Annotated in this window: 12 protein-coding genes and 1 tRNA gene; 8 read left to right on the top strand and 5 right to left on the bottom strand. The window is 70.1% G+C overall.

Features of this window, described 5'->3' with window-relative positions:
- The first annotated feature begins 29 nt into the window (after window positions 1–29).
- The 4 genes from UA74_RS15165 (at window position 30) to UA74_RS15150 (ending at window position 5,482) form a co-directional block, all read left to right on the top strand.
- The gene (locus UA74_RS15165) at window positions 30–617 is read left to right on the top strand and encodes a TetR/AcrR family transcriptional regulator (protein WP_075743849.1); all 588 of its coding nucleotides are present in this window, start codon (window positions 30–32) and stop codon (window positions 615–617) included.
- 224 nt (window positions 618–841) lie between these two features.
- The gene (locus tag UA74_RS33565; RefSeq protein WP_232237773.1) at window positions 842–1,651 is read left to right on the top strand and encodes a pentapeptide repeat-containing protein; all 810 of its coding nucleotides are present in this window, start codon (window positions 842–844) and stop codon (window positions 1,649–1,651) included.
- Window positions 1,652–2,471: 820 nt separating this feature from the next.
- Entirely contained in the window at window positions 2,472–4,037 is a 1,566-nt protein-coding gene (locus UA74_RS15155) for an FAD-dependent monooxygenase (protein ID WP_075740880.1), read from the top strand.
- Window positions 4,038–4,306: 269 nt separating this feature from the next.
- Window positions 4,307–5,482, top strand: a complete 1,176-nt coding sequence (locus UA74_RS15150) for a hypothetical protein (protein ID WP_198043034.1) — start codon at window positions 4,307–4,309, stop codon at window positions 5,480–5,482.
- Here UA74_RS15150 and UA74_RS15145 read toward each other — a convergent pair.
- Window positions 5,388–6,317, bottom strand: a complete 930-nt coding sequence (locus tag UA74_RS15145; RefSeq protein ID WP_075740879.1) for a zinc-binding dehydrogenase — start codon at window positions 6,315–6,317, stop codon at window positions 5,388–5,390. The genes UA74_RS15150 and UA74_RS15145 overlap by 95 nt on opposite strands.
- 75 nt (window positions 6,318–6,392) lie before the next feature.
- Here UA74_RS15145 and UA74_RS15140 point away from each other — a divergent pair, with 75 nt between their 5' ends.
- Both UA74_RS15140 and UA74_RS15135 read left to right on the top strand, forming a co-directional pair.
- Window positions 6,393–7,076, top strand: coding sequence for a TetR/AcrR family transcriptional regulator (locus UA74_RS15140; RefSeq protein WP_075740878.1), 684 nt, complete (start codon window positions 6,393–6,395; stop codon window positions 7,074–7,076).
- Window positions 7,077–7,323: 247 nt separating this feature from the next.
- Window positions 7,324–7,701, top strand: coding sequence for a VOC family protein (locus UA74_RS15135; protein WP_075740877.1), 378 nt, complete (start codon window positions 7,324–7,326; stop codon window positions 7,699–7,701).
- 112 nt (window positions 7,702–7,813) lie between these two features.
- Here the strand turns inward: UA74_RS15135 and UA74_RS15130 are convergent, their stop codons facing one another.
- The gene (locus UA74_RS15130) at window positions 7,814–8,224 is read right to left on the bottom strand and encodes a winged helix-turn-helix transcriptional regulator (protein WP_075740876.1); all 411 of its coding nucleotides are present in this window, start codon (window positions 8,222–8,224) and stop codon (window positions 7,814–7,816) included.
- Between the two features lie 92 nt (window positions 8,225–8,316).
- Here UA74_RS15130 and UA74_RS15125 point away from each other — a divergent pair, with 92 nt between their 5' ends.
- A complete protein-coding gene (locus UA74_RS15125; protein ID WP_075764599.1) occupies window positions 8,317–9,201 on the top strand; it encodes an SDR family oxidoreductase in 885 nt (294 codons plus the stop codon).
- Window positions 9,202–9,453: 252 nt separating this feature from the next.
- Here UA74_RS15125 and UA74_RS31820 read toward each other — a convergent pair whose 3' ends face one another.
- The gene (locus UA74_RS31820) at window positions 9,454–11,244 is read right to left on the bottom strand and encodes a putative T7SS-secreted protein (protein WP_157442226.1); all 1,791 of its coding nucleotides are present in this window, start codon (window positions 11,242–11,244) and stop codon (window positions 9,454–9,456) included.
- A gap of 440 nt (window positions 11,245–11,684) precedes the next feature.
- Window positions 11,685–11,757 (bottom strand) — tRNA-Ala (locus UA74_RS15110).
- Window positions 11,758–12,205: 448 nt separating this feature from the next.
- On the opposite strand from UA74_RS15110, the gene UA74_RS15105 reads away from it, so the two are divergent.
- Window positions 12,206–12,742, top strand: a complete 537-nt coding sequence (locus UA74_RS15105) for an NADPH-dependent FMN reductase (RefSeq protein WP_075766153.1) — start codon at window positions 12,206–12,208, stop codon at window positions 12,740–12,742.
- Window positions 12,743–12,943: 201 nt separating this feature from the next.
- Here UA74_RS15105 and UA74_RS15100 read toward each other — a convergent pair whose 3' ends face one another.
- Window positions 12,944–14,299 carry an MFS transporter gene (locus UA74_RS15100; RefSeq protein ID WP_075764593.1) on the bottom strand — a complete coding sequence of 452 codons (1,356 nt, stop codon included), beginning with the start codon at window positions 14,297–14,299 and terminating at the stop codon, window positions 12,944–12,946.
- Window positions 14,300–14,444 lie beyond the last annotated feature (145 nt).

Genomic DNA, 14,444 nt, shown 5'->3' with positions numbered 1-14,444 from the left:
GCAGCTCTGCTGCCGATAGCATGCGCGGCATGAACGACCCGGCCTTGGAGTCGAGAACACGCGGCCGCACGCAGCGGGCCATCCTCAGTGCGGCGGCGTCGGTACTCGCGCGCAACCGCACCGCGACCCTGCCCGAGATCGCCGAGGCCGCAGGCGTCAGCCGCACGACCCTGCGCCGGTACTTCCCGGATCGTGACGGGCTGATCAGCGCAGCAGTCGAGGACTCCGTCGAGGCGATCGAGCAGGCCGTGGCCGATGCCGAGATCGAACAGGGCGCTCCTGCCGAGGCGATGCGCAGGCTCGTCGCAGCCATGGTGTCCGTCGGTGACCGGTTGATGTTCCTGTTCGCCGACCCGCAGATACTGGAGGGGCACGGCGGCGCCAACGGCGTGCCAGCGCCGCCTTCGGCACCTGACGACCCGGTCATCGCGCTTATCGAACGAGGTCAGGCCGAGGGTGTCTTCGACCGCGAGGTCACCCCCGACTGGATTCAGCGCGTCCTCTGGTCGTTGGTCTACACCGGCTACGAAGAGGCGGACCAGGGACGGCTCTCCCGACACGGGGTGACGAGCGTCGTGATCAGGACCCTGGAGAACGGCATCCGGGTCGAGAACTGACGAGATACCAGGATCGACGTGATGCACCTGACTCCCGGCCCACGGGCGAGGGTCAGGGGTGTCGGGCCCGCCCACGTCGCCCCGGGACCCGACCGACGCCCGGAGCCGCCTAGACTGCCTCTCCCGACCAGAACCGTCGTGGACCCGCCGCTCCTGGCGACACGAAAACCACGACAGCCGCCCGACCGGAAGCGACCCACCCGGTGCCCGAGAATCTCCCGGCCGTGTCTTTCGACGGCCGCCGCAACCTGCTGGCCGACTGCGCGAACTGCTTCGCGTTGTGCTGCGTCGCCCTGCCCTTCACCGCGTCGAAGGACTTCGCGATCACCAAGGCCGCAGGCACCGCCTGCCCGAACCTGCGGAAGGACTTCGGCTGCGGCATTCATGCCGACCTGCGACAGCGAGGCTTCGCAGGCTGCACCTCGTTCGACTGCCTCGGCGCCGGGCAGCGCGTGTCCCAGACCACCTTCGGCGGCCGAGACTGGCGAGCGGCCCCGGACACCGCCGGACAGATGTTCGCCGTGCTCCCGGTCATGCGCAGGCTTCACGAGCTGCTCTGGTATCTGTCTGAGGCGCTGACCCTGCCCTCGGCCGTACCACTCCGTCCAGCGGTCCGTGACCTGCGAGATCGCATCGAAGGTCTCACCAGAGGCACTCCGAAGGAACTGCTCGCGGTGGACTTGGCCGCGCAGCACGACGAGGTCGACACGGTGTTGCGGCGGACCAGCGAACTGGTGCGAGCGGGAGTGCCCGGCAGGCGGAAGAGCCGCCGGAAAGCCGACCTCATCGGTGCGAGACTGCGCGGCGCCGACCTGCGGGGAGCCGACCTGCGAGGGACGTATCTCATCGCCGCCGATCTGACCGACGCCGACCTGAGTTCGGCGGATCTGATCGGCGCGGATCTCCGGGACGCCCGGCTGCACGGCGCGAACCTGGCCGACAGCCTCTTCCTCACCCAACCCCAGGTCAACTCCGCCGACGGCGACGCCGCCACCCGGCTTCCCGCGATCCTCGCCCGCCCCGCGCACTGGTAGTCCGTCGCGGCCGGCATGATCGTCGCGGCCCCGGGCGGCACGGGCGAGCGCGTGGCGGACCGCCTCGGCTCCTCAGGCGTCGACGAGGCGCATCGGGCCACCGTCACGGCCCCTCGGCCGACGGCCCCGCCACTGCCCTGGCCGGGTATTCGGGCTTGTCTCGACCGAAGGTGGCGCGGGCCGACGGCCGGTATGAGCATCCGATCCTGGTAACAGTCGGCACGATGCCTTCGGTGCGCATCCGAGATGCGTCTCGTGAGTGCAGTCCGGAATCGTCGCGCTGCTCGCGGTACGGCACCGACGGGCGGGCAGAACCCGGAATCGAGAATCGTCCGACCTGGGATCACGAGAATTCGCCTTCTCAAAGGACGACATTCCGGAATTGCTCTCGAAGGAATTCGAAGGGCAGGATTTCGGTTGCCGGACGGAATCCCGGCGGGGCCGCGAGCAGGCTCCGAACGGTCATCATCGACCGCGCCGATCAGCGCCCGTCAGGAGACCTGATCGCGAATTCGACCGCAGCAGCCCCACCCGACTCGCGCACGGGCGCCGCGTTCCCGCCGGGCAGCGAGTGCTCTCGCGCGGCACCGACAGGGCGGGCGACTGCGGACGCAGACCAGGGGAGAGGGGGGACCGACTCACCTTGTCCCACTCTCAATTTATAGCGCACCGGGGGGCTTGCGGCAAGACCCGGGTCATGCCGCAGAATCACCGGCCGAGCTCGACGACGGCGAAAACGGGAGCAACTGAAGTGCGAATGTCTTCATCAGGGACCGAGTCAGATGAAAAGGGCGACGAAGGACCACGAAGGGAATGGCCGGTGATCGACGTCGACGTGGTCATCGTGGGGGCGGGCCCGGTCGGTCTCCTGCTGGCCGGGGAACTGCGGCGGGCCGGAGTGCGGCCGCTGGTGTTGGAGCGACAGCCGCAGACCCGGGACATCCCGAGGGCCAACGGTCTCAGCGGTCAGATCCTGGAACTGCTGCGCTATCGAGGCTTGTTGGACCGGTTCGAAGCGGCAGGCGTCGGCCCCGCCCACCCGGCTCCCCGGTTTCCGTTCGGTGAGGTGCATCTGGACTTCACCGGCCTGGCAGACCCCCCGTTGCGGGGACTGCACCTCCCGCAACCGCAGCTCGAACGCCTGCTCGACGAACACGCCCGCGAACTCGACGTCGACATCCGCCGTCGACAGGAGATCATCGGGGTCAGTCAGGACGGCGACACGGTGACCGCGGAGGTGCACGGCCCGGACGGGCCGTACCAGGTGAGGTCCCGATATCTCGTCGGCTGCGACGGAGCACGCAGCCGGGTGCGCGACCGGGCGGGAATCCCGTTCCCCGGCACGACCTACCCCGAGGTCAACCGCCTCGGCCAGGTCACCACGCCCGATGCGGTGGCCGTGTTCGACGACGGCCACCTCGACGTCCCCGGACTCGGCCGGATTCGTCCGAGCTTCATCAGGACGGATCGTGGTGTGTTCGGCATCGGCGCGCTCACCGCCGAGATGCTGCTCGTCTCCACCACCGAGTTCGAGCCCGCCGAAACCGACGACGACACGCCGATGAGCCTGACCGAGTTGCAAGACAGCATTCGCCGCGTGCTCGACATCGACATCCCGCTGGGAGATCCGATCCGGCTGTCGCGCTATCGATCTGAGGCTCGGCAGGCCGCGCGGTACCGCGACGGGCGGATCATGCTGGCAGGCGACGCGGCCCACCTGTTCCCGGCGACGGGCGTCGGCCTCAACGCAGGCATGCTCGACGCGGTGAACCTCGCTTGGAAGCTGGCCGCGGACCTGCACGGCTGGGCGCCGCCCGGCCTGCTGGACACGTATCACGACGAACGACACGTCGCGGGCGCCCGCACGATGCTGCACACCCAGGCTCAGGTCGCCCTGCGGCGCGGACAGGACGCGGCAGCGCAGGCCTTGCGGGAGGTCTTTCTCGAACTGTTCGTCGACGAGCAGCCGTTGCGGCGCATCGGAGCCCTCATCTCGGGCGCCGACATCCGCTACCCGGTACCCGATCCGGATCACCACGCCCTGGCAGGCACCTTCGCCCCGGACCTCGCCCTGCATACCGACCAGGGCGCGACCAGCGTCGCGGAACTGCTGCACTCCGCACGGCCCGTACTCCTCGACCTCGCCGACCGCCAGGATCTCCGCGACATCGCCCGAGGCTGGCAGCATCGAGTGGACGTCCGCAGCGCCGAGGCGGAGTCACGACCGGCCGACGCCCTCCTGATCCGTCCGGACGCCCACATCGCCTGGGCCGCGACCGTCGACGAACCCGTCGACACCGCCTCGGCCGGGCTGCGGGACGCACTGGCCCGCTGGTTCGGCGCCCCACGGGAGACGCCGATGCCCGTGGCCGACCCGCCCGCCTGATCAGCGAACCTCGACAGGGCCGTCGATCGGCGGCGGCCGACGCCGTCTCGGCTCACGTCCGGTCGGGCGATGACACCGACGGCCACGCCTGTTCGTCATCGCCTGGCACCGGGCGTGCCGAGATTCGCCGACGGTCAGCCGCCGCTCGGACGACGGCAGAACCGTCGCGTGGTCGAGCGCGGTGACGGCAGGACTCGGCCGAGCAGAGCGAGATCATCGGCGACGACCCGGTGCGCGGCGGCCGTGCTCCCGCGTGATGCACTCCCCGGATGGACCGACGCACGGTACTCGCGCTCTATGACCAGCAGATTCGTCGTGATCCGACGCCGGACACCCCGAACGGCCGGATCGAGCGCGACGGCGAGGTCACCCGCTGCGTCTCCGACGACGGGTGGGCCGGGGTGACCTGGTGCGGTCCCGACCACGCCGACGTCGATGCGGTCATCGCCGCGCAGGTCGAGCGGTTCGCGGCGGCGGGCAGGCCGTGGGAGTGGAAGCACTACTCCTACGACCGGCCCGCGAGTCTGCCCGAGCGGCTGATCGCCGCCGGGTTCACGGCGCAGCCCGCCGAGACGCTGCTCGTCGCCGAGATCACCGAACTCGCCATCGAGCCGTCCCCACCGTCGGGCATGCGGCTGAGTGCCGTCGCCGACGCCCGCGATGTCGCCGAGCTGGTGTCCGTCCACGACGAGGTCTTCGGCGGCGATCACTCCGAGTCGGGTCGGGCACTCGTCGCCGATCTGCACCGACAGCCCCGCGCCGTCGAGGGAGTGCTCGCCGTCGCCGGGGGCGGACTGTCGCCGAAGGCCGGGTCGAGTTTCCCGAGGGCACGGACTTTGCCGGGCTCTGGGGCGGGGCGACGCTGCCCGCCTGGCGCGGTCGAGGCGTGTTCCGGGCGATGGTCGCGCATCGCGTCGCGCTCGCCGCAGCCAGGGGATACCGCTATCTCCAGGTCGACGCCTCCCCGGAGAGCGCGCCGATCCTTCGTCGTCTCGGCTTCATGGAACTGGCCACCACGACCCCGTTCCGCCACGGCGGAGACCCGTCCCGACCTCGGTGACCAGCGGACGCCAGGCCCGCGGAGCCGCTCCGACGCTGAACCGTGGCGACCCGCGGGCACGGGGCAGGCGGGAGCGATACGCAGCCCGGCGTGCCGTGGGGAACGCGGGGTCCTCGACTTCGGCGAGCCTCGCCCGCTCGACCCCGATCCCGATCCCGATCCCGATCCCGAACGCAGCACGGGATGCCGCACCGAACACGGCGGTCCTGCGGGATCTGCCCGCTGGGACGACGAGCGCCCGCCCGAGGCGACCTGGACCACCGTGACCGGCTACGACGGCGCCCCAGGACTCAGCCGATCTCGAGAACCGCCTTGCCGTGCAGGCGGCGGCCGAGCAGGGTGGCGACCGCCTCGTCAATCCGATCCCATCCGCCGCGCCAGCTGATCTGGGGGTCCAGCTCGCCCGCCGACACGCGAGCGGCCAGCCAAGTCAGGTCGGGCGCGAGGCCTCGGCAGGCCCCGAGATAGAACGTCACGATCGACCGGTCGTGCCTGCCCTGGTCCGCATACAGGGCGCCGTGCGGGAAATGCTCGCCCGCGTCGGTGACGTGCCCGACCGACACGAGGGTGCCGCCCTCGGCCAGGCTTCCGTAGGCGTCGACGAGCTGCGGTCCGCCCACCAGGTCCACGACGCCGTCGACCTGGCCGTCGAACTCCAACGACCCAGACACCACTTCGTGGGCGCCGAGGGCACGCAGGTCGTCGCCGTGGTGGTCCGGGTCTCCGGTGGCGGCCAGGACGTAGGCGCCGCCGAGCCGGGCGAGCTGCACGGTGTACCGGCCGACGCCGCCGGTGGCACCGGTGACGAGCACCCGCCTGCCGAGGATCGGGCCGAGACGGTGCAGCGCGCGCAGGGCGCTGCCGCCCGCGACGGGAACGGTGCTGAGCGCACCGAGGTCGGCGCCGTCGGGCGCAGTCCCGATGAAGTCCGTGTCCACCGCACGGCGCTCCGCCCAGGCCCCGTCGGCGCCGAAGGTCACCACCGGCGCACCGACGGCCGGACCGGTCCCGTCGGCGGCGGCACGCTCGACGACCCCGGTGGCATCCCAGCCGAGCACGGTGCCCTCCGGGCTGCTCTCGACGAGGTGCCGCACTTCGCCGAAGTTGAGGGAGGACGCGGTCACCCGGATCAACGCCTGGTGGGGAGCAGGCTCGGGCTCGGGAGCCGCCCCGATTCGGAGTCCGCCAGGCACCGATCGGTCAACCAGCAGGGCACGCATGTGATCACCTCTCGTAACTGCCACTGAGTGGCATCAGCCTACAAGGGGCAGTTGCTACCGGTTAGGGTGGTCTGCATGAGCACGTCCTCCCCGTCGAGCGCGCCGTCCGCATCCCCGGCGGACCGGCTCACGCTGCGCGAGCGCAAGAAGCTGCGCACCCGGCGGGAGCTGATCGACACGGCCCTGGACCTGTTCACCGAGAAGGGCTTCGAAGGCACGACGCTGGACGAGCTGTGTGCCGAGGTCGAGGTCTCCAAGCGCACGTTCTTCCGCAATTTCGGCAGCAAGGAAGACGTGGCGATGGCCCCGACCCAGGATCTCTGGGCGGCCTTCATCGAGGAGCTGAAGTCCTGCGATCCCCGGGGACGGCCGCTGATCGAGGTACTGCGGGACGTCCTGCTCGCCGCACTGGATCAGATGACGGCCGAGGGCTGGGCGCGTCGCGTGCTGCTCAGCAGGCACCTCACCGAGCGGACGCCGTCGATGGACGCGCACGGACTCCACTTCTGTGACCGCACCACCCGCGCCGCCGCTGAGATCGTGCGCAGGCGGATCATGCTGTCGGGTGCGCCGGACCTGCGCCTTCGTCTCGCGCTGGACATGATGGTGGCCGCCTTCCACTCCGCGATGGACGAGTGGAGCTGCCTGCCGGGAAACCCGTCGCGAGAGGCGCTGGCGGCCTGCTTCCGGCGGGCCTGTGAGGCCATCCCCGGCAGCATCACCATGACGGCGGACCTGCGGGAACCGGCTGCGAACTGATCCGGCCCGATACAGGGGAACGACGTATAGGGGAGTGGCGCACCGCCGGTCCGGCCTTGCCGCCCGGTCCGTTCAACCGGCGGGCGGGCGGTTTCTTCGGCAGGCTGGAGCAGGCAAGGCGGTGCAGGCGCAGCCGGGAACGAGCGAGTACGTCGCGCCTCGGAGCCGAAGATCGGTACCGCCTCCGAAGCAGGCATGGCGAGACGGGCCGACATGGTCGGGACCGGCGATGACGAAGGAGAGACCCATGCTCGAGGGCAGCGAGGCGTACAGCGGATTCGCGGTGGCCGACATGGCGAAGGCAAAGCGATTCTACGGCGAGACCCTCGGCCTCAGCCTGACCGACTCGTCGGAGTTCGGCCTGATGAACCTGCACATACCAGGGGGTCGGGACGTGTTGATCTACCCGAGCCGCGACCACGTTCCCGCCTCGTTCACGATTCTCAACTTCCCGGTGCCCGACATCAATGCCGCAGTCGACGAGCTGAAACGGCGCGGGGTGACCTTCGAGCGATACGAGGGCTTCGAGCAGGACGCGAAAGGCGTGTTCCGAGGCGGCGGGCCGCTGATCGCCTGGTTCAAGGACCCGTCGGGCAACGTGCTGTCCGTGCTGCAGGAAGGCTGAGCCGACCAGGTCTGCTCGCCGACCCGCCAACCCGAACCCGCCGCACGGGCGACCTGGCAGGCGACTCGGGGCCGCCCCGACCACCGGAGCGGTCGGCGAAGCCGGTCCGCGTTCAACCCCGTCGAGCGTCATAGGCTGCGCGAGCTGCGGTGATGTGGTCGATGGAGCCTTCCAGCAGCTCGGTGAGTCCCCGCAGTCGCTCGGCGATCTCGGCACCCAGCGTCGTCAGCGAGTACTCCACGCGGGCCGGGATCACGGTCACCACCTCCCGCTGCACGAGCCCGTCCCGTTCCAGGGCATGCAGGGTCTGGGCGAGCATCTTCTCGCTCACGCCCTCGACGCGACGTCGTAACGCGTTGAAGCGATAGTCGCCCTCGACGAGCGCGAGCAGCGCGAGGATCGACCACTTGCCGCCGACGGTCTCCAGCGCGGCCCGCGAGTCGCAGTTCCGGGCGAACACGTCGGCGACCAGCGCGTCGGAAGGATCGATCGCGTCGGACGAGGGCGTGGGCACTGCGGACATGCGCCCACCTTACCGGAGCACTGCAATCCGAATGTACTGTGGAAAAGTTAGTACAAGCCGAATGCCAGTATGGCCAGTTCGACAGGAGAACCATGACCACCTATGCCGTCACCGGAGTCACCGGCCCCTACGGCAGGCTCGCCGTCGCGGCCCTGCGTGCGCGCGGGGTCCAGCCCGGCGACATCGTCGCGATCGCCCGCACGCCCGCCAAGGCCGCCGATCTCGCCGATGCGGGCGTGGTGGTCCGGGAGGGCGACTACTCGCGGCCTCCGACCCTGCCCGCGGCACTGGCGGGGGTCACCACGCTGCTGCTGGTCTCGGGCAGCGAGGTGGGTCACCGCGTCGCGCAGCACACGGCGGTGATCGACGCTGCCAAGGCCGCAGGCGTCACCCGCATCGTCTACACCAGCGCCCCGCATGCGGACGCCACCACTCTCGCGCTGGCCCCGGAGCACCGGGCGACCGAGCAGGTACTCGAAGACTCCGGGATCGCCTTCACCATCCTGCGCAATAGCTGGTACATCGAGAACTACACCAGCCAGCTCGGCCAGTACCTCAGCAGCGGCGTCATCCTGGGAGCCGGCGGCGACGGACGCATCGCGGGCGCCACCCGCGCGGACTTCGCCGCCGCGGCGGCAGCCGTCCTGACCGAGTCCGGTCACGAGAACGCGGTGTACGAGCTGGGCGGAACGCCGTTCACCTTCCCCGAGCTGGCCGCGACGATCACCGAGGTGACCGGGGCGCCGGTCGTCTATCGCGATCTGAGCGTCGAGGACTTCGCGGCGGAACTGCGGTCCGCAGGCCTGGACCCGGACACGGCGAGCTTCGTCGCCAGCCTCGACGGGTCGATCGCGCGCGGCGAACTCGACACCGACAGCGGAGACCTTCAGCGCCTGATCGGCAGGCCGAGCACTCCGTTGGCCGACGCCGTACGGCTGGCTCACAGCGGCACGTCCACGGGTTCCGGAGAAGCCTGACGGGCGGGGGCGGCGCTGCGCCGTGATCGTCGGGCACGGCGTACTTCGCCGGACGGTAGCGGAGATCCGCGGCGCCTCGACTCCCGGCGGCGGTCTAGGTCGACAGCGAGGGTGCAGAGCGGCCCGACTTCATCGCGGGCGAGCTGTCTCCACGGCCGAGGCGACGGCTGCCGAGCCAGGCGGTCAGCCGAGGTGACGGTGCCCCTCGATGCCCCGAAGTCCGACCTGCCGCCGCCGTCGAGCGCCGCCGGACTAGAACCGTTTGAACCCGCCGGGCGTCGTCGTGTTGACCGGGTCCACGGCAAGAACGCCTTGGGCGCCGCTGTTGCTGTTGTTGAACACCCCGGTCGTCACCACGCCGGTGGGTGCGTAGACGGGTCGCTGGTCGCCGGTCCCGTGCAGCGCGTCGGCGAACCGCTGCGCCCCGCCCTTCTCACCCGTGCTACACGACGCGGCGATGAGCGGATTCTCGTTTCCTGTCATGTTCGCCTGGTAAACCTGGTTACTGGTCAAGATCTTGTGGTAGGACTCAGGCGAGACGGCGACGGACTCCATCCGGCCGTCTCTGCCCGTCGGGGCCTCGACGGTGTATTGCTTACCGTTCGAGTGAGCCAGCGCGGCGAACGGGCCGGAGTAGCTGGGATCATTGGCCCACGGCGCCGGGCGGCCGACATACCCTGTGGACGTGCGCTCGTGATAGGCCTGTTGCCAATAGGGATTCGAGTTGGCCCAACCCTGCTGGAGATACACGTCCTGTGATTTGCTCGGGAACCCGACTCCCAGCGTCCTGCCACTCGGATCGGTCAGCGTGTGGTAGTTCACGCTGTCGGCGGCGAACGTCCGCCTATGCGGCCGCTTGTCGGATCCGAAGTGGACGCCCTGGATGGTCGGCACGCTGGGACCAGCAGACGGGCCCGCTACCGTCGACGGGCCGCCCAGTCCCGGGGTGTACTGGTGAGGACTGGCCATCGGATTGGACTGTTGTAGAGCGCTCGGGCTGATAGCGGGACCGCCCCCGGGCGAACGCGAGCCGTCGCCACCCGGAAGGCCTCGGGTTCCGCCTGGGCCGCCGCGGGTTCCGTCGGGGGTGATGGTTGGTCCGCCTCGGGAGGTGTCCGGCGTGGTGCCGTTGGGCGAGATGCCCGGTCCGCCTCGGGTTCCGTCGGGCCCGCCGCTGGTGCCGTTGGGTCCGTCTGTGCCGTTGGGTGTGATGGGGGGCCCGGTGTCGCCGCTGCCGCTGCCTCGGGTGCCGTTGGGGGTGACGGGTGGTGCGTCGAGGCTGCGGGCGTTGTGGTTGTTGCTGGTTTTGATGTTTTTGAGGCCGTTGGTGGCGGTGCTGAAGTCGTCGCCGAGTTTTTTGAGGAGGGGGGTGAGTTTGGACATGGAGGTGGTGAGTTTGGTGATGAGTTGGGCGATGGTGGCGGCGGTTTGGGCGACTTTGGCGACGACTTTGGGGATGACCCAGATGAGTCCGATGCCGAGGGTGAAGAGGACCTGTAAGGCCCAGGAGACCATGGAGCCGACGACGTCGGCGATGATGTCGCGGACGGCATCGCGGACGGCGGTGACGACTTCGCCTGCTTTGTGGATGCCGTCGGCGGCGCCGCCTGCGGCTGTTCCGGCGGCGAGGATGAGGTTGGCGGTGTCGGTGGCGCGGTCGCGGTAGGCATCCGCTGCGGCGCCGGTCCAGGTGGTGACGTCGGATTGGATGAGGTTGCCGAGTTCGGTGGAGACGGAGTTGACCTCGTCGGCGACGTTGGTCCAGGTGTCGGCGTGGGAGCGGATCTCGTCGGGGTTGCCTGCCAATGCGTCGAGGGCGTCGGAGAGGGGTCCGACGTGTTCGATGAGCCAGCCGACGCCGTTGGAGATGATCGCGGCGAAGGGGTCCAGGGCGGTCATGACGAGGTCGGCGGTGCCGAGTCCTGCCTCGAGCCAGTCGCCGTTGCCGATGGCCTGGTTGGTGGAGTTCACCGACTCCACCAGCGACAGACCCGACGTCGACGTCGTCGAGTCCACCACATCAGCCACTAAAGGATTACCCATCGTCCATCCCTCTCCGATACTCGCCCGCCTGTCGGACGAACGTGCTCCCGGTGGACACGCCGGTGGGTCGCCTCACCTGAGCGGCCTGTTGCCCGTATTCGAGCGCCGGTGTCGGCTCCACCGCCACAGGCGGGCAGCGAACCACCAACGTCCGCCCCGCCGGTTCCCCGTCTCGAACGATCAAGACCGTGTCGCCGTCATTCCCGACCTTCTCATTGATCTTCATTCTCGTCGAGGCCGATCATGTCCGGTTCGGTGCCCCTGACCATCGGCCTTTCGCCACCTCAGGCGTGTGGTCAGGCTGAGACAGCCTGACTTCGTCGGGTGTCGTCGGGTTGGGTCTGTATCACCGGATCGAGCCGGCCGGGCGGCCGGACAGCGGCCGACACGACACGCCTTCCGCAAGACCGTCGAGTGGGTCTGGGTCGTGATCGACCCGGCGGGGCCGGGGGGAGTCGAACCCCCGTCCTCCCCGATGCTGTCGGGGCGCGCTACCACCTGCGCCACAGCCCCCGTCGAACTCGTGCAGGCAGCGCTTATCAAGATCATCAGTCCGTCTGGCAACCGATTTCGCGAGCTCGTCGCGCCTGTCGGTCCACCCCGTCCCCCGTGCGCCGTCGCGCAGGCGTCAGGCGCAGCCCGCCGACGATGTCGAGCGGGGATCGACCGCGAGCGGCGAGGCCGCCGCCCGTGCGTCACCGCACTCCAGAGTTCACCCTCGGCCCGTCCTGCGCCCCGCCTGCCCCGCAGATCGCCTGCGAGCCGGGGCCTCGACCTGCCGCCGGGCCCGCCTCCCCAATGCGGCCTCCATCGCGATCTTCCCGCTTGACCTGAACCTTGGTTCGGGTTCTAGCCTCGGGGTCCGCCGTCGGACGGGTGATCTCGCGTTCGGCGTGCGCAGTCGTTCGTGCGGATTCCTCCGCTTCGCCGCCGACAGGCGACCCAGGGAAAGGACCTCGTCATGCCTGAGCACATCCGGCTCGCAGTGATCATCGGGAGCGTGCGCAAGGGCCGGTTCGGCCCGACCGTGGCCCGTTGGCTGATCGGGCAGGCCGCCCCACGGTCGACGACGACCGTAGACGTCGTCGACCTGGCCGACGAGGCCGCGCAACCCCGGTTCGCCGAGCGCATCGCCGCGGCCGACGCCGTCGTGGTGATCACCCCGGAGTACAACCACGGCTATCCGGGCCCGCTGAAGGAGGCCGTCGATTCGTTGGCCAAGGAGTGGTACGCCAAACCCGTCTCCTTCGTGTCCTACGGCGGGATCTCCGGCGGACTGCGCGCCGTCGAGCAGCTTCGGCTGGTCTTCGCCGAGCTGCACGCGGTCACCATCCGCGAGACGGTCAGCTTTCACAATGCCGGAGACCGCTTCGACGCCGAGGGCGAAGTGGTGGACCCCGAGGCCGCGAACCTCGCCGCGCGCAGGATGTTCCACCAGCTCGAATGGTGGGCGCACACGCTGCGCCGAGGGCGGGCCGACCGACCGTATCCGGGCTGAACCCGCCTGCGCCGGGCTCTGGGCGCGGGGGCGGCCGTCCGTCGCGCTGTGCCGTCCCCCGGAACCGGCATCGCCGTCTCGTGGGCCGGCCTCTGCGGCGGGCGGCGTGCTCGACCCGGCGCCGGGCACCGGCCGGGTCACCTAGCACGGGATCGGTCGAAGACTGGTGGCCTCGTGGCCCGCCCTGTCGGGACCCGCTGGTCACGACAGGGCGGAGGCCGCCGTCCTCCTCGGCAGCATGAAGACCAGGCCCAACGAGACCAGGACCAGGACGATGTTGACGCACAGGGCGAGCTGCGCGCTGTGCAGGAAGGCCGAGGCCCGGTCCAGTTCGCCGATGCGCAGCGTCCCGAACAGCACGCTACTGACCAACGCCACGCCCACCGCGCTGCCGAGCCGCTGCGCCGTGGACAGCAGAGCGCTGGCCGTTCCCGCCTGGCGGGGGTCCACCGAGGACAGCACCAGCCCGGTGTTCGGCGCGATGAACAGCCCGTTGCCGATCCCCAGCAGCGTGCCGACGGCGAAGGGCATCAAGATCAGCCCGGTCGACAGCGCCTCGTGGCCGAGGCCCTCCTGCCAGAGGATCGACAGGGTAAAGAACACACTGGTGAACGCGGCGAAATAGGTCAGCGAGACCAGGGTTCCCGCCGCGAACGCCGGGCGATTGAGCAGGGCGGGCGGCAGAATCGGCGTCCCGTCGCCGCGCTCGACGCGGCGCTCCCACCACCACAGCACGCCTGCGGCGACGACGGCCACGGCGAGACTGCCCAGCGGCCAGCCCAACCAGCCCGCCTGCTGTCCCTCCACCAACGGAAGCAGCAGCGCGACGCCCGTGACGACGAGCAGCACCAGGCCCACCAGATCGGCGGACCGCAGCAGACCGGTCGTCGGCCTGCCCTGTGGTCGGGGAAGCAGGCGCAGCGCCGCAGGCACCGCGATGAGACCGATCGGCACGTTGACGAGGAAGACCCACCGCCAGCCGCTCGTGCCGAACCCGTGCACCAGCAGCCCGCCCAACAGCGGCCCGATCGCGGTGGAGACACCGATGACGGCACTGAGCAGCCCGAAGGCCTTCCCCCGGGCCAGCCCGGTGAACTGGATCTGGATGAGGGCGGCGATGACCGGGAAGAACAGACCTGCGCCGAGGCCCTGCACCACCCGCAACGTCACCAGCTGCGCAGGGCTCGAGGACAACCCGCAGGCCAGGCTGGTGAGTGTGAACAGGCTCAGCCCGACGACGAACATCATCCGGTGGCCGTACCGGTCGCCGAGCCTGCCCGCCGGGATGAGGATCAGCCCGAAGGACAGGAAGTACCCCGAGAGGATCCAGGCCAACGTCTCCTCACTCGCCGACAGGGCCTGGCCGATGTCCGGCAGGGCGACGTTGACGATCGTGGTGTCCAACAACGCCACGAAGGCCCCGACCAGGACCACCGACAGCGTCGTCCAGCCTCGGGGCGCGACGGAGGACTCCGGGTGGTGGTCGGCGAGGCCGTCGTCGGGTGCCCCGGCGTCGCCGTCCGAGTGCCGGGGCTGCTCCGGCGTCGGGTTGGTCACGATGTCGGCTTCTCGGTGTCCCCGACCGACCCCGGCCGACTCGGCGCGGTGGCACGTCGGGCAGGTTCAGGGTGCGAACCGGCACCGGGCCGGGGCCTGGCCCGAACGGCGTGCGCGGCGTCGGGAATGCAGGACGCGGCGGCCG

The sequence above is a fragment of the Actinoalloteichus fjordicus genome, assembly GCF_001941625.1.
In the GTDB taxonomy this organism is placed as follows: domain Bacteria; phylum Actinomycetota; class Actinomycetes; order Mycobacteriales; family Pseudonocardiaceae; genus Actinoalloteichus_A; species Actinoalloteichus_A fjordicus.
The sequence above is the reverse complement of the archived record's forward strand: the minus strand, read 5'-3'. Positions and strand labels throughout refer to the sequence as shown.

Coding starts and splice junctions, on each gene's coding strand:
- UA74_RS15165 (WP_075743849.1), top strand. CDS start 30: ATGAACGACCCGGCCTTGGAGTCGAGAACACGCGGCCGCACGCAGCGG.
- UA74_RS15150 (WP_198043034.1), top strand. CDS start 4,307: ATGGACCGACGCACGGTACTCGCGCTCTATGACCAGCAGATTCGTCGT.
- UA74_RS15145 (WP_075740879.1), bottom strand. CDS start 6,317: ATGCGTGCCCTGCTGGTTGACCGATCGGTGCCTGGCGGACTCCGAATC.
- UA74_RS15140 (WP_075740878.1), top strand. CDS start 6,393: ATGAGCACGTCCTCCCCGTCGAGCGCGCCGTCCGCATCCCCGGCGGAC.
- UA74_RS15135 (WP_075740877.1), top strand. CDS start 7,324: ATGCTCGAGGGCAGCGAGGCGTACAGCGGATTCGCGGTGGCCGACATG.
- UA74_RS15130 (WP_075740876.1), bottom strand. CDS start 8,224: ATGTCCGCAGTGCCCACGCCCTCGTCCGACGCGATCGATCCTTCCGAC.
- UA74_RS15125 (WP_075764599.1), top strand. CDS start 8,317: ATGACCACCTATGCCGTCACCGGAGTCACCGGCCCCTACGGCAGGCTC.
- UA74_RS31820 (WP_157442226.1), bottom strand. CDS start 11,244: ATGGGTAATCCTTTAGTGGCTGATGTGGTGGACTCGACGACGTCGACG.
- UA74_RS15105 (WP_075766153.1), top strand. CDS start 12,206: ATGCCTGAGCACATCCGGCTCGCAGTGATCATCGGGAGCGTGCGCAAG.